This window comes from Enterobacter sp. 6722112 (assembly GCF_058661685.1).
Map to the genome: position 1 here is coordinate 115,487 of NZ_JBZWGR010000007.1, position 24,139 is coordinate 139,625.

20 protein-coding genes and 1 pseudogene are annotated in these 24,139 nt (G+C 56.3%); 5 read left to right on the forward strand and 16 right to left on the reverse strand.

Annotation, left to right across the window (positions count from 1 at the left end):
- Nucleotides 1-79 precede the first annotated feature (79 nt).
- A complete protein-coding gene (acs, locus tag AC4OVU_RS02045; protein WP_015570198.1) occupies nt 80-2,038 on the reverse strand; it encodes an acetate--CoA ligase in 1,959 nt (652 codons plus the stop codon).
- Nucleotides 2,039-2,461: 423 nt separating this feature from the next.
- On the opposite strand from acs, the gene gltP reads away from it, so the two are divergent.
- Nucleotides 2,462-3,775, forward strand: coding sequence for a glutamate/aspartate:proton symporter GltP (gene gltP / locus AC4OVU_RS02050; protein ID WP_110292857.1), 1,314 nt, complete (start codon nt 2,462-2,464; stop codon nt 3,773-3,775).
- An 80-nt stretch (nt 3,776-3,855) separates the two neighbouring features.
- Here the strand turns inward: gltP and AC4OVU_RS02055 are convergent, their stop codons facing one another.
- From AC4OVU_RS02055 to fdhF, 3 genes are all read right to left on the reverse strand, one after another.
- A complete protein-coding gene (locus tag AC4OVU_RS02055) occupies nt 3,856-4,530 on the reverse strand; it encodes a tetratricopeptide repeat protein (protein WP_047716142.1) in 675 nt (224 codons plus the stop codon).
- A gap of 121 nt (nt 4,531-4,651) precedes the next feature.
- A complete protein-coding gene (locus tag AC4OVU_RS02060) occupies nt 4,652-4,804 on the reverse strand; it encodes a Hok/Gef family protein (RefSeq protein WP_023295770.1) in 153 nt (50 codons plus the stop codon).
- A gap of 321 nt (nt 4,805-5,125) precedes the next feature.
- The gene (gene fdhF, locus AC4OVU_RS02065) at nt 5,126-7,273 is read right to left on the reverse strand and encodes a formate dehydrogenase subunit alpha (RefSeq protein ID WP_080024796.1); all 2,148 of its coding nucleotides are present in this window, start codon (nt 7,271-7,273) and stop codon (nt 5,126-5,128) included.
- 256 nt (nt 7,274-7,529) lie between these two features.
- On the opposite strand from fdhF, the gene AC4OVU_RS02070 reads away from it, so the two are divergent.
- Nucleotides 7,530-8,261 (forward strand): response regulator, encoded by a 732-nt coding sequence (locus tag AC4OVU_RS02070; RefSeq protein WP_015570202.1) that lies wholly within the window; start codon nt 7,530-7,532, stop codon nt 8,259-8,261.
- Here AC4OVU_RS02070 and AC4OVU_RS02075 read toward each other — a convergent pair.
- The 6 genes and pseudogenes from AC4OVU_RS02075 to AC4OVU_RS02100 form a co-directional block, all read right to left on the reverse strand.
- Nucleotides 8,243-9,262: a carbohydrate kinase family protein gene (locus tag AC4OVU_RS02075; RefSeq protein ID WP_023295771.1), complete on the reverse strand. Its 1,020-nt coding sequence runs from the start codon at nt 9,260-9,262 to the stop codon at nt 8,243-8,245. The two genes, AC4OVU_RS02070 and AC4OVU_RS02075, sit on opposite strands and share 19 nt — an antisense overlap.
- Nucleotides 9,262-10,122 (reverse strand): ketose 1,6-bisphosphate aldolase, encoded by an 861-nt coding sequence (locus tag AC4OVU_RS02080; RefSeq protein ID WP_110292856.1) that lies wholly within the window; start codon nt 10,120-10,122, stop codon nt 9,262-9,264. Before AC4OVU_RS02080 ends, AC4OVU_RS02075 begins: the two co-directional genes overlap by 1 nt.
- A gap of 16 nt (nt 10,123-10,138) precedes the next feature.
- Nucleotides 10,139-10,819, reverse strand: a pseudogene (locus AC4OVU_RS02085) (D-lyxose/D-mannose isomerase); the annotation flags it as partial.
- A 121-nt stretch (nt 10,820-10,940) separates the two neighbouring features.
- A complete protein-coding gene (locus tag AC4OVU_RS02090) occupies nt 10,941-11,882 on the reverse strand; it encodes an ABC transporter substrate-binding protein (RefSeq protein ID WP_003860240.1) in 942 nt (313 codons plus the stop codon).
- Between the two features lie 28 nt (nt 11,883-11,910).
- Nucleotides 11,911-12,906, reverse strand: coding sequence for an ABC transporter permease subunit (locus AC4OVU_RS02095; RefSeq protein ID WP_003860239.1), 996 nt, complete (start codon nt 12,904-12,906; stop codon nt 11,911-11,913).
- Between the two features lie 2 nt (nt 12,907-12,908).
- Nucleotides 12,909-14,423: a sugar ABC transporter ATP-binding protein gene (locus AC4OVU_RS02100; protein WP_017382641.1), complete on the reverse strand. Its 1,515-nt coding sequence runs from the start codon at nt 14,421-14,423 to the stop codon at nt 12,909-12,911.
- A gap of 181 nt (nt 14,424-14,604) precedes the next feature.
- Between AC4OVU_RS02100 and AC4OVU_RS02105 the strand changes: the two genes are divergently transcribed.
- Complete coding sequence (locus tag AC4OVU_RS02105; protein ID WP_110292855.1) at nt 14,605-16,902, forward strand: hybrid sensor histidine kinase/response regulator; 2,298 nt, start codon at nt 14,605-14,607, stop codon at nt 16,900-16,902.
- On the opposite strand, the gene alsK is transcribed toward AC4OVU_RS02105, so the two are convergent.
- The 6 genes from alsK to AC4OVU_RS02135 form a co-directional block, all read right to left on the reverse strand.
- A complete protein-coding gene (alsK, locus tag AC4OVU_RS02110) occupies nt 16,835-17,779 on the reverse strand; it encodes an allose kinase (protein WP_026094412.1) in 945 nt (314 codons plus the stop codon). The genes AC4OVU_RS02105 and alsK overlap by 68 nt on opposite strands.
- Nucleotides 17,763-18,458 (reverse strand): D-allulose 6-phosphate 3-epimerase, encoded by a 696-nt coding sequence (alsE, locus tag AC4OVU_RS02115; protein ID WP_015570210.1) that lies wholly within the window; start codon nt 18,456-18,458, stop codon nt 17,763-17,765. The genes alsK and alsE overlap by 17 nt, the downstream gene beginning before the upstream one ends.
- A 10-nt stretch (nt 18,459-18,468) precedes the next feature.
- Nucleotides 18,469-19,449, reverse strand: a complete 981-nt coding sequence (alsC, locus tag AC4OVU_RS02120) for a D-allose ABC transporter permease (protein WP_017382644.1) — start codon at nt 19,447-19,449, stop codon at nt 18,469-18,471.
- Nucleotides 19,428-20,960 (reverse strand): D-allose ABC transporter ATP-binding protein AlsA, encoded by a 1,533-nt coding sequence (gene alsA / locus AC4OVU_RS02125; RefSeq protein WP_032620755.1) that lies wholly within the window; start codon nt 20,958-20,960, stop codon nt 19,428-19,430. The genes alsC and alsA overlap by 22 nt, the downstream gene beginning before the upstream one ends.
- A gap of 76 nt (nt 20,961-21,036) precedes the next feature.
- Nucleotides 21,037-21,972, reverse strand: coding sequence for a D-allose transporter substrate-binding protein (gene alsB / locus AC4OVU_RS02130; RefSeq protein ID WP_015570212.1), 936 nt, complete (start codon nt 21,970-21,972; stop codon nt 21,037-21,039).
- Between the two features lie 64 nt (nt 21,973-22,036).
- Nucleotides 22,037-22,927 carry a MurR/RpiR family transcriptional regulator gene (locus AC4OVU_RS02135; protein ID WP_110292854.1) on the reverse strand — a complete coding sequence of 297 codons (891 nt, stop codon included), beginning with the start codon at nt 22,925-22,927 and terminating at the stop codon, nt 22,037-22,039.
- A gap of 351 nt (nt 22,928-23,278) precedes the next feature.
- On the opposite strand from AC4OVU_RS02135, the gene rpiB reads away from it, so the two are divergent.
- Nucleotides 23,279-23,728, forward strand: a complete 450-nt coding sequence (gene rpiB / locus AC4OVU_RS02140) for a bifunctional allose-6-phosphate isomerase/ribose-5-phosphate isomerase RpiB (RefSeq protein ID WP_110292853.1) — start codon at nt 23,279-23,281, stop codon at nt 23,726-23,728.
- 69 nt (nt 23,729-23,797) lie between these two features.
- On the forward strand, nt 23,798-24,121 hold the full coding sequence (gene yjdP, locus AC4OVU_RS02145) for a DDRRRQL repeat protein YjdP (RefSeq protein WP_017382647.1): 324 nt from the start codon (nt 23,798-23,800) through the stop codon (nt 24,119-24,121).
- Nucleotides 24,122-24,139: the final 18 nt, after the last annotated feature.

Consider the following 24,139-nt stretch of genomic DNA (forward strand, 5'->3'; position numbering starts at 1 on the left):
GTGGGGAGAGGGTGAGGGGAGGAAGGTGCGGTCTGATGCCCTCACCCCGGCCCTCTCCCACGGGGAGAGGGAGAAAACACTAGGAAGGCATTGCGATGGCCTGCTTCTCTTCGAGCAGTTTGTCCACCACGCCAGGATCGGCCAGCGTTGAGGTATCACCGAGGTTACTGGTGTCGCCCGCCGCGATTTTGCGCAGGATACGGCGCATAATCTTGCCGGAACGGGTTTTCGGCAGCGAGTCGGTCCAGTGCAGCACGTCCGGCGTGGCAAGCGGGCCGATCTCTTTACGCACCCAGTTGCGCACCTCGGTATACAGCTCTGGCGACGGCTCTTCGCCGTGGTTCAGGGTGACGTAGGCGTAGATCGCCTGGCCTTTGATGTTGTGAGGAATGCCGACAACCGCCGCTTCGGCAATTTTCGGATGCGACACCAGCGCAGACTCAATCTCCGCCGTGCCCAGACGGTGGCCGGAGACGTTCAGCACGTCGTCCACGCGTCCGGTGATCCAGTAATAACCGTCTTCATCCCGGCGCGCGCCGTCGCCGCTGAAGTACATGTTTTTGAAGGTCGAGAAGTAGGTCTGCTCGAAGCGCTCATGGTCGCCGAACAGGGTACGCGCCTGGCCAGGCCAGGAATCGACGATCACCAGGTTGCCCTCGGTAGCGCCTTCCTGCGGATTGCCTTCGTTATCCACCAGCGCAGGCTGCACGCCGAAGAACGGACGGGTGGCCGAACCGGCTTTCAGCTGTGTGGCGCCCGGCATCGGGGTGATCATGAAGCCGCCGGTTTCGGTCTGCCACCAGGTATCCATCACCGGGCACTTCTCGTTGCCGATCTTCTTCCAGTACCACTCCCAGGCTTCGGGGTTGATCGGCTCGCCCACGGAGCCGAGGATACGCAGGGAAGAGCGGTCGGTCCCTTCGATAGCTTTATCTCCTTCTGCCATCAGCGCGCGGATCGCCGTTGGCGCGGTGTAGAGAATGTTGACCTGATGCTTATCAACCACCTGGCACATACGCGCCGGGGTCGGCCAGTTCGGTACGCCTTCAAACATCAGCGTCGTTGCGCCGCAGGCCAGCGGGCCGTACAGCAGGTAGCTATGACCGGTCACCCAGCCCACGTCGGCGGTACACCAGTAGATGTCGCCCGGATGGTAGTCGAAAACGTATTTAAAGGTGGTGGCCGCGTAAACCAGATAGCCGCCGGTGGTATGCAGCACGCCTTTCGGCTTACCGGTGGAGCCGGAGGTATACAGGATAAACAGCGGATCTTCCGCGTTCATCTCTTCAGGCTGATGCTGGTCGCTGGCGTTTTCAATCAGATCGCTCCACCACAGGTCGCGCCCCTCGTGCCAGTCGATTTTGCCGCCCGTGCGTTTGAAGACAATGACGTTACTGATGGATTTCACGTTCGGGTTTTTCAGCGCTTCATCAACGTTTTTCTTCAGCGGAATACCGCGCCCGGCGCGCACGCCCTCGTCAGCGGTGATCACCAGCTTCGAATTTGAGTCGACAATACGCCCGGCAACCGCCTCCGGCGAGAAACCGCCGAAGATAACGGAGTGGATCGCACCGATGCGCGCGCAGGCCAGCATAGCCACGGCGGCTTCCGGCACCATTGGCATATAGATCGCCACCACATCGCCTTTTTTAATGCCCTGGGCCAGCAGCACGTTGGCAAAGCGGCACACGTCGCGATGAAGTTCTTTATACGAGATGTGTTTACTCTGAGAGGCATCGTCGCCTTCCCAGATGATGGCCGTTTCGTTGCCGCGTTCAGCAAGATGGCGGTCCAGGCAGTTCGCCGCCAGGTTCAGCGTGCCGTCTTCATACCATTTAATGGAGACGTTGCCCGGCGCGAAAGAGGTGTTCTTTACCTTCTGATAAGGTTTGATCCAGTCGAGGATGTGGCCCTGCTCACCCCAGAACGCGTCAGGGCTGGAAACGGACTGCTGGTATTTCTCCTGGTATTGCTCCGGGCTTATCAGGCAACGGTCCGCAATGTTTGCGGGAATGTCGTGTTTGTGTATTTGGCTCATGGCTTTTTTTCTCCTTGTAAGATGTTAATAATATGTCGCAAAAACGTTAATAGTAGGGGCTTTACAAGCTTTGTTTAGTATTTGGGCGACAGATCACGCAATGTCTGAAGAGTATGAAAATTGAGCGAATGAAACTTTGAAGGGAAATAATTCACCTGAAGAATTATTCACTTTTTTGAAGTGAAAATATTTTGTATAACAAATGGTTATTTATGCGAATTGCTATAAATTGCCGTCAATGACACTTTTTGCAGTGAAATGCCTTGTTCTTTAAGGCTTGCGCAGCATGCCGTGCAAATGATACTCATACGGCGCGTTAAAAAATCCCATAAACCAACGCAACACAATTCATACCCTTTCAGTATGTCTCCATATTCATGCAGTTTTGATGGTACGGAGATTTCATTGAGGAAGTCAGTTTCTATGAAAAATTTGAAAGTCAGCCTGGCCTGGCAGATCCTGCTGGCCCTTGTGCTGGGCATCTTGCTGGGCAGTTACCTCCATTATCATAGCGACAGCCGCGAGTGGCTGATTGCGAACCTTCTCTCCCCTGCGGGCGATATCTTTATTCATCTGATCAAGATGATTGTTGTGCCGATTGTGATCTCGACGCTGGTGGTCGGTATCGCGGGTGTCGGTGATGCGAAACAGTTAGGCCGCATCGGCGTTAAAACTATTCTCTATTTCGAAGTGATCACCACGGTTGCCATCGTTCTTGGCATCACCCTGGCGAATGTGTTCCAGCCTGGTGCCGGGATCGATATGTCGCAGCTGGCGACGGTGGATATTTCGAAATACCAAAGCACAACCGCCAATGTGCAGAGCCATTCGCATGGACTGATGGGGACTATTCTCTCGCTGGTGCCGACCAACATTATCGCGTCCATGGCGAAGGGCGAGATGCTGCCGATCATCTTCTTCTCGGTACTCTTTGGTCTGGGGCTTTCTTCCCTGCCCGCGACGCACCGTGAACCGCTGGTCACCGTGTTCCGATCTGTCTCCGAAACCATGTTCAAAGTCACCCACATGGTGATGCGTTATGCGCCGGTCGGGGTATTCGCGCTGATTGCGGTGACCGTAGCGAACTTCGGCTTTGCCTCCCTGTGGCCGCTGGCGAAGCTGGTGATTCTGGTGCACTTCGCGATTCTGTTCTTCGCGCTGGTAGTGCTGGGCATTGTGGCGCGCCTGTGCGGGCTCAGCATCTGGATCCTGATCCGCATCCTGAAGGATGAGCTGATTCTGGCGTACTCCACGGCAAGTTCCGAGAGCGTACTGCCGCGTATCATTGAGAAGATGGAGGCCTACGGTGCGCCGGCGTCCATTACCAGCTTCGTGGTGCCAACGGGTTACTCCTTTAACCTGGATGGTTCGACGCTGTATCAGAGTATTGCGGCGATCTTTATCGCGCAGCTGTACGGCATTGACCTGTCGCTGTGGCAGGAGATCGTGCTGGTTCTGACGCTGATGGTGACTTCAAAAGGCATCGCAGGCGTGCCGGGCGTCTCCTTCGTGGTGCTGCTGGCGACGCTGGGCAGCGTCGGTATTCCGCTGGAAGGCCTGGCGTTTATTGCCGGTGTGGACCGTATCCTCGACATGGCGCGTACTGCGCTGAACGTGGTGGGTAATGCGCTGGCGGTGCTGGTAATCTCCAAGTGGGAACACAAGTTCGACCGTAAAAAAGCGCTGGCGTATGAACGCGAGGTGCTGGGTCGTTTTGATAAAACGGCTGACCAGTAACATTCTAAGCCCGGTGGCGCTGCGCTTACCGGGCCTACGGGTTTTGTAGGCCGGGTAAGGCGAAGCCGCCACCCGGCACGTTACTCCCCGCTCAACGCATCAAACTCTTCACACCCGGTATCAAACCCTTCGGTACAGCTCAGGTTTAACCAGTAAAGCGCTTTCTGTTTATTCGGTGTGATAAAGCCTTTCTCACCCTGCCTGAACAGCATTCCTGCCCAGTACTCCGCATAGCCCGTCCGGGACAGAGCCGAACTCCGCTTGAACCACGACGCGGCCTGCACGTCATCCTGAGGGACTTCAACGCCGTTGGCATAGATCAGCCCCAGCAGCTGTTGCGCGTCTACCGCCGAGTCGCTATCGATGTCTTCGGTCGCCGATTGCAGCAGTGCGATGGCCTGCGGGTAGTCGGTTTTGCCCGCCTGCGTGTTCACCAGCACCCGCGCCAGCATGATCGCGCCGCGTTTGCTGCCCGCAATGTTTGCCTGCTGGGCCAGGGCTTTAGCCTGCGCATAGTCACCCTGCGAAAAGTGGATTTGCGACAGCAGCGCCATGGCGTCGACATCACCGCCTTTTGCCGCTTTTTCCGCCCACAGCGCCGCCTGCGCGCTGTCGCCGGAACTGAACCAGGTATCGGCAAGATAATACTGCGCGCGCGCATCGCCCGCTTCAGCCTGCTTTTTATACTGGCCGCCTATCTCATCGGCATGGGCAAACGCGGTTAAAAATAACAACATCAGAAAAAGGGTTTTCATGGATTCTTATCATCTGGGTACACGCCGCGCAGTATAATCGCGGCGACAGAAGAAAAAAATGGGTGCGTTAAGACCTCAGCATCCCACAAGCCGGGCGGAACACGCGTTCCGCCCGAAGAGGTTAGCCTGCGTTACAGGCTAATTTCGCCGCCACCTCCTGATGTTCACTCTTTATTGAAAACTCACATAACTTATCGCGAGTAATAAAGGTAAAGATCACTATCGTCAGGCAAATAATAAAGACGATGCCTAACGTAGTTTTTAATGGCGTCATGCCTTTTACTCCTTGTGAAAAAAAGAATAAGAGGCTACTCTCAACCTGTTGGTTGTTGAGGGGTAGCCTCGGGTAAATGCAAATTTCCCGGGGCTTTCCACTTTCTGTCCCTCAACAATGCTCAAGACAGAAAGTCTTGAGCACCCGCCGCATATCTTATCTCGCTGAATTAAAATGCAAAGATGTAATTAATTTTCGCGCAAATTACATTTTTTCTGCGAGACGTCTTCAGAAATATATATAGATGTAATTAATAGCGATGCCAGAAATAATAATGGGGTGAATATCTCACCCCATTTAGTCAGTGATTAATTTACGGCTTCATCCCATTGCGCTTTCACGCAGGCGGGCTTTCAGCTTGTTATATTCGTCGATCACATACTGTTCCGCAGCGTGTTGATCCGCAATGGGCTCCACGTTTACGGCGCAGTATTTATACTCCGGCGTTTTGGTTATCGGGCTTAAGTTCTCCGTCACCAGCTCGTTACAGGCGCCAATCCACCACTGGTAGGTCATATAGACTGCCCCTTTGTTCGGACGGTCGCTGACCTGCGCGCGGGTAATGATGCGGCCCTTACGCGAGTTCACCCACACCAGCGCTTCATCTTCAATACCGAGCCGTTCGGCATCGGCGGTGTTGATCTGCGCGTAGCCCGGTTCATCCGCCAGCGCCGCCAGCGCGGCGCAGTTGCCGGTCATGGAGCGGCAGGAGTAGTGGCCCACTTCACGCACGGTGGAGAGCACCATCGGATACTCGTCGGTGAGCTTATCGATCGGCGCGACCCAGTCGCAGGTGAAGAACTGCGCCAGCCCGTTCGGGGTGTCGAACTTCTCTTTAAAGAGGTATGACGTCCCCTGATCGGATTCTGATTCATCCCGGCACGGCCACTGGATGTAGCCCAGCTCACCCATTTTTTCATAGGTTGCCCCATAAAAGTCCGGGCACAGATGCCGCAACTCGTCCCAGATCTCCTGGGTGTTGTTGTAGTGCATCGGGTAGCCCATGCGGGTGGCGATTTCGCTGATGATCTGCCAGTCCGTTTTCAGATCCCACTTCGGCTCGACGGCCTTGAAGAAGCGCTGGAAGCCGCGGTCTGCCGCCGTATAGACACCTTCATGCTCGCCCCAGGAGGTCGACGGCAGAATCACATCCGCCGCCGCCGCGGTTTTGGTCATAAAGATATCCTGAACAATCACCAGCTCCAGATCCTCAAAGCCTTTGCGCACCGCAGACAGTTCGGCGTCGGTCTGGAGCGGATCTTCACCCATGATGTAGGCCGCACGTACTTCACCGTGCGCCGCGCGGTGCGGCAGCTCGCTGATGCGGTATCCGGTGTGTGCCGGCAGACTTTCCACGCCCCAGGCCTTCGCAAACTTCTCGCGGTTTTCCGGGAATTTGACGTACTGGTAGCCCGGATAGGTGTCCGGCAGCGCGCCCATATCACACGCACCCTGCACGTTATTCTGACCACGCACCGGGTTCACGCCCACATGCGCTTTACCCAGATTGCCGGTCAGCATGGCGAGGCTGGTGAGCGAGCGCACGGTTTCCACGCCCTGGTAGAACTGGGTCACGCCCATGCCCCACAGAATGGCGGCGGTTTTCGCTCCGGCGTACATCCGCGCCGCCTGGCGGATCTCCTGCGCGCTGACGCCGGTTATCGCCTCTACTGACTCCGGCGTATAGCCTTCGACAATCTTGCGATACTCTTCAAACCCTTCCGTACGGCTCGCGACAAACGCCTGGTCGTAGAGGTTCTCCTCAATAATGACATGCCCCATCGCATTCAACAGCGCGATGTTCGAGCCGTTTTTCAGTGCGATGTGCATATCCGCAATGCGCGCGGTTTCAATTTTACGCGGATCGCAGACGATGATTTTCGCCCCGTTCTGTTTGGCGCGAATAACGTGATTCGCGACGATAGGGTGAGAATCCGCCGGGTTATAGCCGAAGATGAACACCAGATCGGTGTTATCTATCTCATTGATGGCATTACTCATTGCGCCGTTACCGACCGACTGGTGCAGACCTGCAACCGATGGGCCGTGTCAGACGCGAGCGCAGCAGTCGACGTTATTGGTACCAATAACGGCGCGCGCGAATTTTTGCATCACATAGTTGGTTTCATTCCCGGTTCCGCGTGAGGAGCCGGTGGTCTGAATCGCATCCGGGCCATACTTGGCCTTGATGGCGCTGAGGCGCGTGGCGACGTAATCCAGCGCTTCATTCCAGGAGACGGCTTCCAGCTTGCCGCCGCGCTCGCGGCGGATCATAGGGGTTTTCAGGCGCGGCGTGAGGATTTGGGTATCGTTAATAAAATCCCAGCCGTAGTACCCTTTCAGGCACAGCGTGCCCTGATTGGTTTTACCCTGCGCCGCTTCCGCCCGGACGATTTTGCCGTTATCGACCACCAGGTGGATCTTGCAACCTGAGGCACAATAAGGGCAAACCGTGACGACTTTTTTCATCACTTTGCTCCAGTTAAACAGTTCTTACCTGCCCAATATGCAGCTTCTATGCCATGTTTTTACTATGGGTATTTCCTGACTTTACGACCCTTTGCGGGGCAAAACCCTGACGAAAAACAGCCAATCGTCAAAATTGACGTGTCGAAAGGGCAGGGGATGTGACATGGATTGAATTTCCGTCACGTAAAAAACAATTCGGCTGGAGCCAGCGGCAGAATGGTTCAGACTTAACATAATCCCCTGACGGAAGCATGCGATGAAACCGGCGATTCTGGTGGTTGATGATGATGTCGCAGTCTGCGAACTGCTACAGGATGTGCTCAGCGAGCACGTCTTTACCGTGCTGACGTGTCACACCGGTCAGGACGCGGTGAACCGTGTCCAGCAGGACCCTGGCATTGCGCTGGTTCTGCTGGACATGATGCTGCCGGATATCAACGGATTACAGGTTTTGCTGCAACTGCAAAAGCAGCGACCATCGCTACCGGTGGTGATGCTGACGGGGCTGGGAAGTGAATCAGATGTGGTCGTCGGGCTGGAAATGGGCGCCGATGATTACATCGGAAAACCGTTCAATCCGCGCGTGGTGGTCGCCCGCGTTAAGGCGGTGCTGCGTCGTACCGGCGCGCTGGACGCGGAGCCTGCCGCGCCGCGCGTTGAAGGTATTACCTTTAACGGCTGGACGCTGGACACCACCCGCTGCGAGCTGAGCGATCCGCAGCGTAATACCGTGCCATTAACCCAGGGCGAATACGGCCTGCTGCTGGCATTAACGCAAAACGCCCGCCGGGTACTGAGCCGTGAACAGCTGCTGGAGCTGACCCACAGCGAAAGCGCCGAGGTCTTTGACCGCACTATCGACGTGTTGATCATGCGGCTACGGCGAAAAATTGAGGTCAATCCGCACCAGCCTTTGCTGATCAAAACCATTCGCGGTCTGGGCTATGTTTTTGCCACGGACGTTTCCCATCATGAGAAAGCCGCCTGACCGTTCTCCTGAATAAACGCCTGAAGCTCGGCCAGCGTTTTCGCGCCGTCAATCGCATTGGCCGCCAGCAGGCTGGCCCGCGCGCAGGCGTGCGCCAGATAAATACTCTCGGTAAGCGACAGCGATTCATGGCAACCGTATAAAAAGCCTGCGCAAAACGCGTCGCCCGCACCGACGCTGCCGATAATCTCGTCCTGCGTCAGCTTCCACGAAGGAACCCATTGCCCTTTTTCACCCGGCGCTTCACCCCATGCCCCTTCCGGACAGTGGATCACTACCCGCTGCCGCACGCCTGCCGCCAGCAACTGTGCGGCAGCGTCGGCGATATGGACCATGTTCAGCGCACCATGACCGTCGCGGATCTCAAGCCCGCTAAACTCACCGGCTTCCAGCTCGTTAATCACCAGATAATCAAGATGACGCAGGGCAGGGAGCACCAGCGGCTGATAGCGCGGATCGCCCTTGCGGGAGACCAGATCGAGCGAGGTTTCATACCCCTGATCGCGCATCTGTGCCAGTAACCGCGCGCTGCGGGTGCCAAACTCCTCGTCCGGCATGTCCAGGCTGTCGAGCAGCAGCAGATAGCCGAGATGGAAGATCTTCAGCGATCCGTCTAAACGATCGAAGGCGGGAAGATCCAGCAGGCGGTTGGCGCCCGGCGAGTGGAAAAAGGTGCGCTGTCCGCTGGGGTCGGTCATTACCTGCGACATCGACGTTGGGGCGAACGTCGTGCGCTGCACGCGCTGGCGATTGACGTGATACTGGTCGAGCATCGCCAGAATATAGTCTCCGTCGCTGTCTTCCCCAATCAGCCCCACCGCCTGTAACGGCAGGCCGACGTGCATTTTCGCCAGCGTCAGCAGAACGTTGAGCGGCGCACCGCCGGTTGAGCGCTCACTGTGGGTGATTTCCGCCAGCCAGCCGCGCTCCGGCCACTGTACGATCTGGTGGACGTGATCCACCAGCATGTTGCCTGCGGCGATAATCCCTTTGCGTTCCATTATGCCTGCCCCGCGCTGCCGAAGATGCGCATCTGCTCCGCGACCGTATCGGTAATGGCCTCTTCAATGCCCAGCAGCAGTTCGGCAAACTCATCGTACAGCGGCTGGCGGTTCGCCATGCGCTGCTCAACGGCGGCGAGCGCGGCCTGCGACATGCCGGTATAAAAATTGATTTTATGAATGCCCAGCTCGATAGCGCGGCGGAAGTCGGCATCGCTAATCCCGGAGCCGCCGTGTAAAACCAGCGGCAGGCCCGTCTGCTGGCGAATGGCGTCCAGACGCGGGAAATCAAGCTTCGGCTCGCCCTTGTATTTGCCGTGCGCGTTGCCAATGGCGACCGCCAGCGCGTCGATACCGGTTAAATCGACAAATTCGCGCGCCAGCTGCGGGTCGGTAAAGAACGCTTCATCCGCATGCCCATACAGCGCGCCGCCTTCATCTCCGCCGACTGCGCCCAGCTCCGCCTCCACCGAGACGCCCACCGCGTGGCACATCTTCACCACTTCCCGGGTCTGGCGGATATTTTCCTCATAGCTCAGCGTCGAGCCGTCGAACATCACCGAGCTGAACCCTAAGCGCAGGGCGCGCACGACGGCCTCAAAATGCAGCCCGTGGTCGAGGTTAAGCACCACGGGAATATCGTGAAGGGCGGCTTCGAACTTCACCGCTTCAACAAGCGACTCCAGAGACACGTACTTAAAATGCACTTCGGCGATGTTGATGATAAACGGCGAGCGTTCCTGTTTCGCCGCGGCAAACAGCGCGCGCAGAAAATGGGAGTCGAGAACGTTGAACGCGCCCAGGGCGTAGCGGTGTTCTCTGGCGTGGGCCAGACCGTCGGCAAGAGAAATCACTGGCATCATTCACTCCTAATATCCGAAACAGGTTGTACTCGTTGCACAGCACCAGCACCGCCGGTTCGTCTTCTTCGATGGTGTTGTAGCGATCGATGGGCTGTAAAAAGTGGTTGTCGTGTTCATCGTCATTGACCGACGACACTTCGCCCACCAGCACGTCGCCAAAGCCGCGTTCACCCCAGAAACTGTGGTACAGGCCGGGCGTCAGGCAGATGCTTTCCCCAGGCGTGAGGCGCAGCTGGCTACCGGGCGCGTGCGTCTGCCGACAGCCGTCTATCGTGACGATCACGTCGGTGTTTTCGGTCTCTTCATGCGCGCCCGCATTCCATAACTCAATAATCAGATTTCCGCCGCCGCGGTTGATAATGTCTTCCCGCTTGCGCCAGTGGAAATGCATCGGCGTCACCTGGCCGTCGCGGACGTGCATGATTTTTTCGGCATAGCACTTTTCATAAGGCACGCCGTTGGGGGAGCCGTTGCGCAGGGTGAACAGCGTCAGCCCCTGTGCGGCAAAGTGGTTGCCGCCAAACGCCGTCACGTCCCAGCCGAGCCTGAGGTCGAACACCTCCTGCCAGGCGGCCTGGTCAAGCTGCTGCCATTTTGTTGGCGGAAAGCTGGCAAACGGCGGGAGATGCACGTCGTGCATGGAGAAGAACTGCCGCGTGTGGCCGAGGATTTCATTGATGTCGGAGCGTTTCATGGGGACTCCTTGAGTTTTTTGCCGCCCCCTCACCCCGGCCCTCTCCCTCAAGGGAGAGGGGGAGTAAGTTCCCTCTCCCCGTGGGAGAGGGTTAGGGTGAGGGCATCAGGCCGCACCGGGGTTACTTAACCGTCCACCCCTTATACGTGCCGACGTTCTTTTTATCGATCATCGTCACCGGGATCAGCACAGGCTCTTTCGGCGCAGGTTTGCCCTGAAGAATGTCATAGCCGATCTCCACCGCCTTCGCCGCCATCACCTGCGGATCCTGCGCCGGCGTCGCCACAAACAGGGAGTTTTCGCGCTTCAGAGCTTCTTCACCGTCCGGGCTGCCATCCACGCCAACGATAAAGAACTCATTACGTTGAGCCTGTTTCGCCGCCAGATCGGCACCGATCGCCGTCGGATCGTTAATTGCGAATACGCCGTCGATCTTCGGATTGGCCGCCAGCAGGGAGGTCATGACCTCCAGTCCGCCTTCGCGGCTGCCTTTGGCGTTCTGATTATCCGAAAGCACTTTGATATCCGGGTGGCGCCTGAACTCGGTCTGGCAGCCCTCCACGCGGTTTTGTACCGCAGAAACCGGCGGCCCGTTGATGATCACCACGTTGCCTTTACCTTTCAGGCGGTCGGTTATGTACTTACAGGCCATCTCCCCCGCCTGGGTGTTATCGGAGGTGATGGTCGCATCAGCCCCTTCCGCCGCCACGTCAACCGCCACGACCACGATCCCTGCCTCTTTGGCGCGTTTTACCGCCGGGCCGATCCCTTTGGAATCCGCGGCGTTGAGGATGATCATGTCCACTTTCGCCGCAATGAAGTTATCGATCTGCGACACCTGCTGGCCCAGATCGTACCCGCTGGAGACCAGCGTCACCTTGACGTTATCTCCCGCCAGCTTGCGCGCTTCCAGCTCGGCACCTTTGGTGATCTGCACGAAGAACGGGTTAGCCAGGTCGCCCACCGTCACGCCGATGGACTTCAGATCTTTTGCCTGCGCAAACGGGGTTGCGGCCAGCAGCGCGCCAGCACAGAGCGCGGTCACTAAGGGCTTCAATCTCATGCTGTATTCCTCACGTAGGGTATTGTTGTTATGCACTTTGATGGTGTCGGGTACGGTATTTGTCGATCAGCACCGCTATGATGATCACCGCCCCTTTGATCACCAGCTGCCAGAAGTAGGAGACGCCCATCAGCGTCATGCCGTTGTTGAGGGTGGCGATGATCAATGCACCGACCAGCGTGCCGGTGATCGTGCCGATCCCGCCGACGAAGCTGGTTCCGCCGAGGATCACCGCCGCAATCGCATCCAGCTCGTACCCCGTGCCGAGGTTGCCGTTGGCGCTGTAGAGGCGCGAGGCGCTCATCACGCCGCCTAATCCCGAGAGCAGGCCGCTCATGCCGTAGACAAACAGCAGCACCAGCCAGACCTTGATGCCGGTTAAGCGTGCCGCCTGCATATTGCCGCCGACCGCATAGATGTGAACGCCGAGGGTTGTGCGACGCAGAATAAACCAGCACACCACAATCACCGCCAGGGCGATCACCACCAGCCACGGAATCGGGCCGAGGTAGTTGTTGCCGATCCACTCGAAGTTAATGTTGGAGTTAATGACCGTCGTGCCGTCCGCCAGCAGATACGCCGCGCCGCGCAGTGCCGTATAGGTGCCGAGGGTGACGATAAACGGCGGCAGCCCGGCAAAGGCCACCAGCGCGCCGTTGAACAGCCCCAGCACCATACCGAGCATCAGCGCCGCCGGAATGGAGAGCATCGCAAATTCAGGGATAAGCGAGACCACCATCGCCGCTACCGCCGTAGTGCCCAGAATCGAGCCCACAGAGAGGTCAATCCCGCCGGTCAGGATGATGAAGGTCATCCCCGCCGCCAGCACGATGTTGATCGACGCCTGCCGGGTAATATTCAGCAGGTTGCTCTCGGTGAAAAAGTTCGGGGCGATAAAGCCAAATACCGCCACAATCAGGATTAAAATCGGCAAAATGCCGATCGTTTGCATCAGATCGCTCATCAGCATTTTTTTGGCGGAGGCGGATTTCGCCACCTGCTGCGGATGGGTTGGAGTTGTCATAATTACACCGCCTGATGATGTGTGTCGTTCACGCCGGTTGCCAGCGTCATAATGTTTTCCTGAGAGATGTCGCGTCCGTGAAGTTCACCCGCGATGCTGCCTTCCCGCATCACGTACACCCGGTCGCTCATGCCCACCACTTCCGGCAGCTCGCTGGAGATCATCAGAATCGCCACCCCTTTGCGCGCCATCTGGTTCATGATGCGGTAGATCTCGCTTTTCGCGCCGACGTCCACGCCGCGCGTAGGTTCGTCCAGAATCAGAATGCGCGGGCCAATCGCCACCCAGCGGGAGATCAGCAGCTTTTGCTGGTTGCCGCCGGAGAGCCCGCCCGCGCGCACCTGAGAATGCGGCACGCGGATATTGAGCAGGGCGATGGCGTCATCGGAAATAGACTGCGCTTTTTTGCGGTTCAGCCAGCCGAAGGTGGCGTCGCGCTCCAGCGTCGCCATGGTGATGTTCTCCTGCGCCGCCAGCTCCAGAAACAGCCCCTGCTCCTTGCGGTTCTCGGTAAGAAAACCGATGCCATTCTCAATGGCCGCGCGCGGGGAGTGGATTACCACCGGTTCGCCGTCCACCTCGATCATGCCGCCGGTGGCTTTGCGCACGCCGAAGATCAGCTGCGCCAGCTCGGAGCGACCGGCCCCGACCAGCCCCGCCAGCCCGACGATTTCACCGGAGCGAACCTGCAAACTGCACGGCAGCACTTTTTTGCCATCCGTGAGGTGGTGCACGTTCAGACGCGGGCTGCCGAGCGGAATATCGCGCTCTTTGTTAAACAGATCGCTGAGCGGGCGGCCCACCATCATGCGCACCAACTCAGAGGCATTCAGCTTGTCGCGCGTTAGGCTGCCGACGTACTGCCCGTCGCGCAGGACGCTGACGCGATCGGAAAGCTCATACACTTCCGCCATCCGGTGGCTGATGTAGATAATCGCCATCCCTTCATCGCGCAGGCGCAAAATCAGTTCGAACAGGCGGTGGGTTTCGCGCGAGGAGAGGGCGGCGGTAGGTTCATCCATCACCAGAATGCGGCTGTTGCGGTGCAGCGCGCGGGCGATCTCCACCTGCTGTTGCTCGGCGATGGTCAGCTTCATGACCAGGTCGGTGGCGCTGAACTGCGCGCCCAGACGGTCAATGACCGCCTGCGCCTGGGCTGCCATCTCTTTGCGCTGGACCAGCCCGCCGCGCGACAGCTCGCTGCCGAGAAAAATGTTTTCCGCCACGGTCAGGTTAGGAGCAAGCTGCATCTCCTGATAAATCAGGGTAATGCCTGCGGCCAGCGCATCCTTCGGACCTTTGATGTGAAACGGCTGGCCGTCGATGAGGATGTCGCCGCTGCTGGCGGTATAGGCGCCTGCGAGGATCTTCATCAGCGTGCTTTTTCCGGCGCCGTTTTCCCCCATCAGCGCGTGGATCTCTCCGGGGAAAACCGTCAAATCCACACCCTTGAGCGCGTGGAAATTGCCAAACGTCTTGGCAATATTGCGCATCTCTAAAACCGGGGTTCTGCTCATGGCGGATCTCCTGTGAATGTCGATATCTGCACTTCATCACAGGCGCGTAAATGCAAAATGTCAGAAGCTGTTCATATTTGTCATAGTTATGAATAGCTAATCGCCATCACATTTTCCTTTTCCCTCTCCCTGTGGGAGAGGGCCAGGGTGAGGGCACCAAACCGCAGAGGAGCCCAAACCCATGTCTTCACGCCCCCCGTTCTTCACCAGCGCCCGCGGTCGCCTGCTGATATTTAACCTGCTGGTGGTGGCGGTAACGCTGATGGTAAGCGGCGTGGCGGTGCTCGGCTTTCGTCATGCCAGCCAGATCCAGGAGCAGGTGCAGCAGCAAACGCTGGATGATATGACTGGCAGCATGAACCTCGCGCGCGACACGGCCAACGTGGCAACGGCGGCGGTGCGGCTGTCGCAGGTGGTCGGTGCGCTGGAGTACAAAGGCGAAGCTGAACGGCTTAAACAGACGCAGATGGCGCTGCGCCACTCGCTGGAGCAGCTTGCCGATGCGCCGCTGGCGCAGCAGGAGCCCGCGCTGGTGGCGCGTATTATTCGCAGGAGCAATGAGTTACAGCAGAGCGTGACGGGAATGCTGGAGCGCGGGCAAAAACGGCATCTGGAGCGTAACGCGCTGCTCAGCGCGCTGTATCAAAGCCAAAGCTATCTGCGTCATTTGCAGGATATCAACCGCCGTTACGCGAGCAATGTGCCAGACGCCCGGCAGCTTGCAGAGATGGACAGGCTGATCGTTGCCGCCATTGATACCCCTTCACCGCGCGCCACGGTGCAGCAGCTGGATGCAGTAACCGCGATGTTACCCGCGAGCGCCCTGCAACCGGTGGTCAACCTGGTGCTCCCGGATTTTAATGATGAGCTGCGCAAGCTCGCGCCACTGTCAAAGCAGCTGGAGGAGAGCGATCTGTCCATCAGCTGGTATATGTTCCACATCAAGGCGCTGGTGGCGATATTAAACCGCGACATCAATCAGTACGTTGAACAGGTGGCGCAGGCCTCCCGGCTGCGTACCGCTCAAAGCCACCAGGAGCTGCGCTCCATCAGCGTGTTTATCAGCGTCTTCGCGGTGCTGGCGCTGATCATCACCGGCTGCGCCTGCTGGTATATTTACCGCAATCTGGGCTCCAACCTGACGGCTATCTCAAGGGCAATGTCGCGCCTCGCTCACGGCGAGCAGGATGTGTCGGTGCCCGCGCTACAGCGGCGTGATGAGCTGGGGGAACTGGCGCGCGCGTTTAACGTTTTTGCCCGCAATACCGCTTCGCTGGAGCACACCACGCGGCTACTGAAGGAGAAGACCTCGCAGATGGAGGTCGACCGCATCGAACGTCAGGGGCTGGAGGAGGCGCTGCTGCACAGCCAGAAAATGAAGGCGGTTGGGCAACTGACGGGCGGGCTGGCGCATGATTTTAATAACCTGCTGGCGGTGATTATCGGCAGTCTGGAGCTGACCGATTCAGCGTCACCGGACGCGCCGCGCATCACTCGTGCGCTCAAAGCCGCGGAACGCGGGGCCATGCTCACCCAGCGTCTGCTGGCCTTCTCGCGCAAGCAATCCCTGCAACCCCATGCGGTAGAGATGAAGCCGCTGCTGGAGAACCTGAGCGAGCTGATGCGGCACTCGCTTCCCGCCACGCTGACGCTGGATATTGAAGCGCAAACCCCGGCCTGGCCCGCATGGATTGACGTCAGCCAGCTGGAAAACGCCATTATCAACCTGGTAATGAACGCCCGTGATGCAATGGAGGGGCAAAATGGTGTGATCAAAATCCGCACCTGGAACCAGCGTGTGATCCGCAGCGACGGGCGCAGGCAGGATATGGTCGCGCTGGAGGTGATTGACCACGGCTGCGGGATGTCGCAGGAGGTGAAATCGCAGGTCTTTGAACCGTTCTTCACCACCAAACAGACCGGCAGCGGCAGCGGGTTAGGGCTGTCGATGGTGTACGGCTTTGTGCGTCAGTCCGGGGGGCGCGTTGAGATCGAAAGCGCGCCGGGGCAGGGAACCACCGTGCGGCTCCAGCTGCCGCGCTCGACGCTGCCCGCGTTCTCCGATGATGCCGCGCTGGCGACCACGGCCCCGGCAGAAAGTGAGCTGCTTGTGCTGGTCCTGGAAGATGAGGCGGGCGTGCGGCAGACCCTGTGCGAGCAATTGCACCAGCTTGGCTACCTGACGCTTGAAGCCGAAAACGGCGAGCAGGCGCTGAACATGCTGGACGCATCACCGGATATCGGCATGTTTATCAGCGACCTGATGTTGCCGGGCGGCCTGAGCGGTGCGGAGGTGATCGGCCATGTACGCAGCCACTATCCGCAGTTGCCGGTGCTGCTGATCAGCGGGCAGGATTTGCGCCCGGCGCATAACCCGCAGCTGCCGGACGTTCAGTTACTGCGAAAACCTTTCACCCGCGCACAGCTGGCGCAGGCGCTGCGCAAGGTGATGGCAGGAACCGGCAGCGAGCCAGGGTAGCGGCCCCCTGAGCGCCGTTAAAAGACGACGACGAGGCAGGGATAAATTTCACGGACTCATGCGGCAGCGGGCGGCGCAAATGCTGCTTTATCCCGACAATCAGCGCTTCGCGCGGAAAGCCAGGCATATCCATTACGCCGCCTCCGAGGATCACCGCATCCGGATCGAACAGATTTACACTGGTGGCAATGGCGCGGGCTGCATGATTCAGGAGTTGCTGTACGAAGGGGTCATCGGGTACGGCTGAAAAGATATCTCCCATCGCATACTCGCGGGGCTGCTGTTCGTACCACTGTTTCAATGCGATACCGGAACAAACCGTTTCCAGACATCCCGGGTTGCCACAACCACAGTGCCGCGTCATATCCCCCTGTGGAATATGCCCGAGCTCGCCCGCTACGCCGTGCGCGCCCGTCCATGGAGCACCGTTTAGCCAGATGGCAAATCCCATGCCGGTGCCAAGGTAGGCCGCCAGAACCTCTTGCTGCTGGAGATTGTGTTGCACCACGTCAAACGAAAGCTGAAGGTTAACGTCGCGGGAAAATTCGACCGGGCAGCCTAGCGCATCTTCAAGTTTTCCCGCCAGATCGCGGAGCTCATTCGCCTGCAAAGGCAGATTTGGCGTCGAAATAATGGTGCGTTTGTCTTTGCCGACCAGTGCCGGAAAGCCCATGACCAGACCGCGACAGTGAACCTGTAAATGACGCAGCTGAGCCGTGATCATTTCCGTCACGCCGCACACCACACCAGAGCGGATAACCTCCGCGGTGCGCTGTTTTTCACAATGCAACACCGCACCGTCGGCCGTTTGCAGGCAAAAACGGATATGAGTGGCCCCCATATCCACTCCGGCGACGACATCAGGCTGTTTTTGCATGAGGAACAACCTCGTTTCGTGCCGACAGGATCTGCCCGGCCATAAGCTGCCATGCATCCCCGATATTCTCTGCATGGTTGAACAGACCAGACGTTCCGACGATAAAGACATCTGCGCCGGCGGCCATCAGTTTTTTATAGGTGGCCTGATTGCATGAGCCATCGATCTCAATCTCATAGCTCAGCCCTTCGCGTTCGCGCCAGGCTTTCAGCTCGGCAATTTTCTCCAGCATTTCCGGAATGAACGGCTGCCCGGCAAAGCCTGGATCGACGGTCATCACGGTGATTTTGTCCGCCTTATGAATATAGTATTTCATTGCCTCAACCGGGGTTTCCGGGTTGAGGATGAGTCCCACCTTCATACCGTGACGACGGATCTCTTCAATCAGGCGGAAAGCCTGACCGTTGATGGTCTCCGGGTGCAGTGTGATGAAGTCTGCTCCGGCCTGCGCCAGCTGGCTTATGTAGTCCTGCGGGCGAGTCACCATCAGGTGACAGTCCAGTGGTTTGGTGGCGAGCTTCTTCACCTGGCCGACAAAGAACGGAGACAGCGTCAGATTAGGCACAAAGTGGCCGTCCATGATGTCGATATGGAAGTAGTCCGCGTGCTGGTCAATAAATTCGATCTGTTCTTTGAATTTCAGCAGATCCATACACATCAGGGAGGGTGAAATTTTCATAGTGATTTCCTTACTTACTGATCAATCTGTCGAGGGCAACAGCGGCGATAATCAACCCGCCCATTACCACCAGCTGGTAGTAGGTTTGTACCTGTAAGATATTGAGTCCGTTATTGATGGTGCCGATGATGAGACCACCAATCACGACCGAGAAGATGCGGCCTTTACCGCCGAAGAAGCTGGTTCCGCCGATGATGGCGCTGGCGATGGCGTATGTTTCAAATCCCATCCCGGCCAGCGGCTCCGCTGCGCCCAGACGCGCAGTCGACACCACGCCCGCCAGCCCGGCGCATACGCCAGAAATAATGAACACCACCAGAATATGAAACTTCACGTCGATGCCGGAGTAGAACGCCGAGTTTTTGTTACCGCCCAGGGCGTAGATATTGCGCCCTAGCCGCATACGGGTGGTGAGGAACCAGAGGATCACCGCGACGATCAGCGAGAAGATGACCGGTACGGGTATCCCGAGGACGCTGGCAGCGAAGAAGTTTACAAAGTCGAACGAGAAGCCATAGACGGAATTAGCGTCGGAAATCACCAGCGTGATGCCGCGAAAAATGGCGTTAGTACCGAGAGTGATAATGAACGGATGTAGCCCGGTCCAGTTGACCAGACAGCCATTGATCGCCCCCAGCGCGCCGCCGACCAGTACGCCGCCAATCAGTGCTGCAAAAAACGGGTCGACACCAGCCAGCATCAGTTTGGCAGTCACCATGCCGGAGAGTGCCAGAATGGCTCCGACGGACAGATCAATACCCGCGACAAGGATGGCAAAGAATTCGCCCATCCCGATCAGCACCGTTACCGAGCTCTGGACAAAAATCTGCGTGATGTTGTTGGTGGTGAGGAAGTACTCCGATGACAGCGTGCCAAAGATGGCGACTATAATCGCGAGGATAAAAAAGGTACCGTACTTGTCCCAGAACAGCGCGAAGTTAAATGGCTTTTTCTCCGCCATATCGCCTTTCACTCTTGTGGTAATGCCCATGCCATGATCTCCTCTTCGCTCATGTCGTCGCGATTGGTCAGGATTTGCGTCAGCCGCCCTTCGCAGAACACGGCGATGCGGTCGCAGACGGCGATAATTTCAGGTAATTCAGATGACACCATCAGGATGACCTTGCCTTCGTCAGCCAGCTGGCGCATCACCTTGTAGATTTCGGCCTTTGCGCCGACGTCGATGCCTCGCGTGGGTTCATCAAAAATGATGACGTCCGGGTTGCAACACAGCCATTTAGAAATCAGCACCTTTTGCTGATTGCCGCCGGAGAGTTCGGTGATGTTTTGCTCTACGCTTTGGCACTTCAACGCCAGCAACTGGCGCTGTGCTTCGGCGGTCTTGCGTTCTTCATGCTCGCGAAAGAGCCCCATGGCCCCTTTATAGCCACCGTTTTTCAGGCTCTGGCTGACGGCCATGTTTTGGGCGATAGAGAAATTAGGGAAAAAGCCATTTTCGCGGCGGCTTTCGGTGATGTAGGCCATCCCTTTTTTCAACGCATCCAGAGGCGAATGCGGGGAGATGGTTTTGCCGTTGAGGCGAATTTCACCGCTCGCGCGTTTATCCACGCCGAAGAGACAGTCCATCAGTTCGGTACGTCCCGAGCCGACCAGACCCGCAAAACCCAGTATTTCGCCGCGGTTCACGCTGAACGAAATATCACGCACTTTTTTCTTGTCCCGGCTGGTGACGTTGTTCACCTCAAACACCGTGTCGCGTTCGATGTTGCCGGTGCTCTCTTTCATGGCGTTAAAGCTGTTTTGCAGTTCGCGGCCGACCATCAGGCGCACAATGTCGTCGTTTGAAACGTCACTCACCAGGCCACTGCATACGCTGGAACCGTCTTTCATTACCGTGTAGCGGTCGCAGATGCGGCGGATTTCCGCGAGCTTATGCGAGATATAGACAATGGCGGTGCCTTCTTTACGCAGCTGATTCATGATCAAGAAAAGATAATCCACCTCTTTATTGGTTAATGAAGATGTGGGTTCATCCATAATGATCACTTTGGCATCGAGCATTAAGGTTTTCGCGATTTCCAGCATCTGTTTATGGCTGATGGATAAATTCGCTACTTTTTCATCTAAATCGACTTTTAATCCGACGCGTAAGAGCATCATCGCACCGCGAATGCGCATCTCTTTCCAGTCAATAATCCTGATGCCACAAACCTTTTTAGTCAGGTGACGGCCTATATATAGATTTTCCAGCACGGTTAATTCATCAATAACGCTGAGTTCCTGATATATAATGCCGATGCCCAGTCTTGCTGCCAGTTTATGATCCAATTTGTCGTAATTCTTTTCATTAATAATAATGGAGCCTTTGGTCGGTTCATGAATTCCCGACAATACTTTCATTAAGGTTGATTTACCGGCACCATTTTCCCCTAATAACGCGTGGATCTCATGAGGGTATATAGTTAAATCAACCGATTTTAATGCGTGAACCGGACCAAAGGATTTGCCGATCCCCGCCATCGAGATATATGGCGTGACCATGTTTATTTCCTTCTCTGTTCACCCTCTCCCTGTGGGAGAGGGCCGGAGTGAGGGCATCAAGCCGCACAGTTCTGCGTTATTTTGTCACCAGAATCGAATCCACCAACTTGAATTCAGGCGTTTTTTCCAGCGGGATGACTTTCCCGGTTTTCGCGGCATCCACCATTAATTTCAGGCCGGTCGCCCCGATGTCCGCCGGGTTTTGTGCGACGGTTGCCGTCATCTGACCGGCTTCGACCATCTTACGCGCCTCTGGGATACCATCGGTGCCGACCACCAGCACTTTGCCGATTTTACCGGCGTTTGCCACCGCCTGTGCCACGCCCATTGCCATGGTATCGTTCGCGCAGTAGAAGGCTTTCAGATTCGGGTTTCGTTGCAGCACGTTGGTTGCCACATCCAGAGCTTTAATGCGATCCCAGTCAGCGGGCTGGCTGGCAACCAGCTTAATTTGGTTTGCTTTTTTGAAGGCTTCTGTTGCGCCATTGCGGCGCGCCTCGCCCGATGCGTTACCGGCTTTACCCTCAATGATTGCGACTTCGCCCCCCTCCGCACCAAGTTTATTGATAATAAAATCGGCCCCTTTTGCGCCGACGGCCACGTTGTCCGTTGTGACAAACCCCTCTACATTGCCACCTGCTTTTTTCAGGTTATCCATATCGATTTTTTCATCGAGATTCACCAGATAGAGACCTTTCTGCCAGGCGCGCGCGACGGGCATGACCAGATTCACGGAGGAGAGTGGGGCAAAAGCGATACCCTTGTATTTTTTATTACTCAGATCTTCGAACAGCTGTAGCTGGGACTGAAAATCCCCTTCTGACGGCGAGGCAAAAATATCAACGCTTACTCCCAGGGTTTTGGCTTCATCTTCAATCCCTTTCTTCATATCCACCCAGAATGGATTGGAGAGCGTTTTTAATACCACCGCATATTCCGCAGCAGCAAACGCGCTGGTGGATAACATTAAGCCCATAGCGGCGCCGCTGAAATATTTCAGATATTTATTCATAGCAGTGTTCTCAATGTAGGGTATGTTGTTGTTAATCCCGCCTGAGCAGGATTAACCTTTTAATTTACTTCAGTGCGCCAGGAGAGAAGAAATCCACAATAGCGCCGGTTTTTTGCATATTAAGTGTGGCCTGTTCGATGTTTTGTTGTGCAACGGAAACAAATAACGCATCTAATAATGTAAGCTGTAATATACGCGCGGAGGCGTTGCGCCCTAATAACGGGGTCTCTGGTGCTGGCGAACAAATAATATAATCAGCAAGTTTAGCAATCGGTGAATGGTAGCTATGAGTAATACAGATAATTTTGGCGCCGTTCTTTTTTGCTAACTCAACTGCTGCTTTCACATCACTGGTGCGGCCGGAATGGGAGACCACCAGTACCACATCCCCTTCCTTCAGCAGCGATGCCGACATCATCATAATGTGCGCGTCCTGATACGACTGGCAGCGCACGCCGATGCGTAGAAACTTATGCTGGATGTCGGCGCAAATAGCGTTAGAACCACCCACACCGTACAGATCGCGCTGGTTGGCCTGGGCGAAGAAACGTGCCGCGCGGTGAATTTCATCCACGTTCACTATCGACTGGCCTTCCATAATGGTGCGCAGCGTAATATTGAACACTTTGTTAACCACATCCTGTGGTGCTTCATCAAAAGCGAGTTCCGCAGGTAATACTTGTTCGGATTGCGAGAAGTAGTCGATCAGCGCCGCACGCAGGTTACGGAAACCGCTAAAGCCGAGCAGTTTGGCCACTTTCACGATCATCGCTTCCGACACCATCAGCGTTTCGGCAACGTCTTTAATCGCAGGCGCGCCGCTCAGGTTACCCGGCTGGAGCAGCCAGTCGACGATACGGCTTTCGTTGTCGGTCATGCCTTCCTGCTTCATGCGCAGGTACGGTGCAAGGCCAATGCCGTTAGGCAGCTCTTTTTTAAATTCTGACTGACTCATCGCTCTCTTTTGTCCTTAAAAATGAAGACGACACTATATCACCACACTCTGGCATGAAAATATGCTGGCAACTTCACAATGTTTGAAAATTCATAAAGTTTTATTGTCTGTGAAGTTTTGATGGGCGGTTGCTTTAGGATGACCTTAAAAATCAATAATATAATTATGACACGTTAACGGATTTTAATGCATGCCGTAAGAAATATACCGTCATGAGAGAGTTGAAATGTCAAAGTCAGGGGTGTAGAACACGCGCAGAACTCGATGGTTTTGAGGTTTTATTGCACAACTGACCGGTCTTAAATCACAACTCCATCGAGTTCGTAAAGTTAACCCACGATGAGGTTTATTATGAAAAAGATTGCATTTGGCTGCGATCACGTAGGTTTTATGCTGAAAGAGGATATTCTGGCCCATCTGCGCGCGCGTGGCATCGACGTGGTGGATAAAGGCACCTGTTCCCCGGAGCGTACTGACTACTCGTATTATGCCAGCGCGGTTGCACAGGCTATTATCGATAAGGAGGTGGATGGCGGCATCCTGATCTGCGGAACGGGGGTAGGGATCTCCATTACGGCCAATAAGTTCCCGGGCATCCGCGCAGTGGTCTGTAGCGAACCTTATTCAGCTCAGCTTTCAAGGCAGCATAACAACACGAATGTGCTGGCATTTGGTTCGCGCGTGGTCGGACTGGAGCTGGCAAAAATGATCGTCGATGCCTGGCTAAATGCACCGTTTGAAGGGGGACGACATCAGGCGCGAGTCGATGCGATAGGGGCGATTGAACAGGCCAGGAATTGAGATTCCTCCGCTACCCCGGTTCCCTGCCATTCATTACCGTAAGGCCAGTTCACCTGCGAGTCTGGCCTTATGAAACGTTACTCTACCGCTCTGTTATTGGGTCTGCTGACTTTAACCAGCCAACTGGCGCATGCCGATGTGATTGATGATGCCATTGGCAATATTCAGCAGGCGATCAACGACGCCTATAACCCCGGCAGCAGCCGTAATGATGACGACGACGATCGTTACGATCGCAGCCGTCAAACCGACAGCCGCCAGTACGACGATCGTCGTCGACAGTTAGAAGATCGACGCCAGCGTTTAGACGAGCGTCAGCGGCAGCTGGATGACGATCGGCGTCGGTTAGAAGAGGATGAGCGCCGGTTAGAGGATGATTACGATCGGTGGTAACCCTGGTATTGCAACGCG

Excerpts from the sequence above, each read along its gene's own strand:
- acs (WP_015570198.1), bottom strand. The coding sequence starts at position 2,038 with ATGAGCCAAATACACAAACACGACATTCCCGCAAACATTGCGGACCGT.
- gltP (WP_110292857.1), top strand. The coding sequence starts at position 2,462 with ATGAAAAATTTGAAAGTCAGCCTGGCCTGGCAGATCCTGCTGGCCCTT.
- AC4OVU_RS02055 (WP_047716142.1), bottom strand. The coding sequence starts at position 4,530 with ATGAAAACCCTTTTTCTGATGTTGTTATTTTTAACCGCGTTTGCCCAT.
- AC4OVU_RS02060 (WP_023295770.1), bottom strand. The coding sequence starts at position 4,804 with ATGACGCCATTAAAAACTACGTTAGGCATCGTCTTTATTATTTGCCTG.
- AC4OVU_RS02070 (WP_015570202.1), top strand. The coding sequence starts at position 7,530 with ATGAAACCGGCGATTCTGGTGGTTGATGATGATGTCGCAGTCTGCGAA.
- AC4OVU_RS02075 (WP_023295771.1), bottom strand. The coding sequence starts at position 9,262 with ATGGAACGCAAAGGGATTATCGCCGCAGGCAACATGCTGGTGGATCAC.
- AC4OVU_RS02080 (WP_110292856.1), bottom strand. The coding sequence starts at position 10,122 with ATGCCAGTGATTTCTCTTGCCGACGGTCTGGCCCACGCCAGAGAACAC.
- AC4OVU_RS02090 (WP_003860240.1), bottom strand. The coding sequence starts at position 11,882 with ATGAGATTGAAGCCCTTAGTGACCGCGCTCTGTGCTGGCGCGCTGCTG.
- AC4OVU_RS02095 (WP_003860239.1), bottom strand. The coding sequence starts at position 12,906 with ATGACAACTCCAACCCATCCGCAGCAGGTGGCGAAATCCGCCTCCGCC.
- AC4OVU_RS02100 (WP_017382641.1), bottom strand. The coding sequence starts at position 14,423 with ATGAGCAGAACCCCGGTTTTAGAGATGCGCAATATTGCCAAGACGTTT.
- AC4OVU_RS02105 (WP_110292855.1), top strand. The coding sequence starts at position 14,605 with ATGTCTTCACGCCCCCCGTTCTTCACCAGCGCCCGCGGTCGCCTGCTG.
- alsK (WP_026094412.1), bottom strand. The coding sequence starts at position 17,779 with ATGCAAAAACAGCCTGATGTCGTCGCCGGAGTGGATATGGGGGCCACT.
- alsE (WP_015570210.1), bottom strand. The coding sequence starts at position 18,458 with ATGAAAATTTCACCCTCCCTGATGTGTATGGATCTGCTGAAATTCAAA.
- alsC (WP_017382644.1), bottom strand. The coding sequence starts at position 19,449 with ATGGGCATTACCACAAGAGTGAAAGGCGATATGGCGGAGAAAAAGCCA.
- alsA (WP_032620755.1), bottom strand. The coding sequence starts at position 20,960 with ATGGTCACGCCATATATCTCGATGGCGGGGATCGGCAAATCCTTTGGT.
- alsB (WP_015570212.1), bottom strand. The coding sequence starts at position 21,972 with ATGAATAAATATCTGAAATATTTCAGCGGCGCCGCTATGGGCTTAATG.
- AC4OVU_RS02135 (WP_110292854.1), bottom strand. The coding sequence starts at position 22,927 with ATGAGTCAGTCAGAATTTAAAAAAGAGCTGCCTAACGGCATTGGCCTT.
- rpiB (WP_110292853.1), top strand. The coding sequence starts at position 23,279 with ATGAAAAAGATTGCATTTGGCTGCGATCACGTAGGTTTTATGCTGAAA.
- yjdP (WP_017382647.1), top strand. The coding sequence starts at position 23,798 with ATGAAACGTTACTCTACCGCTCTGTTATTGGGTCTGCTGACTTTAACC.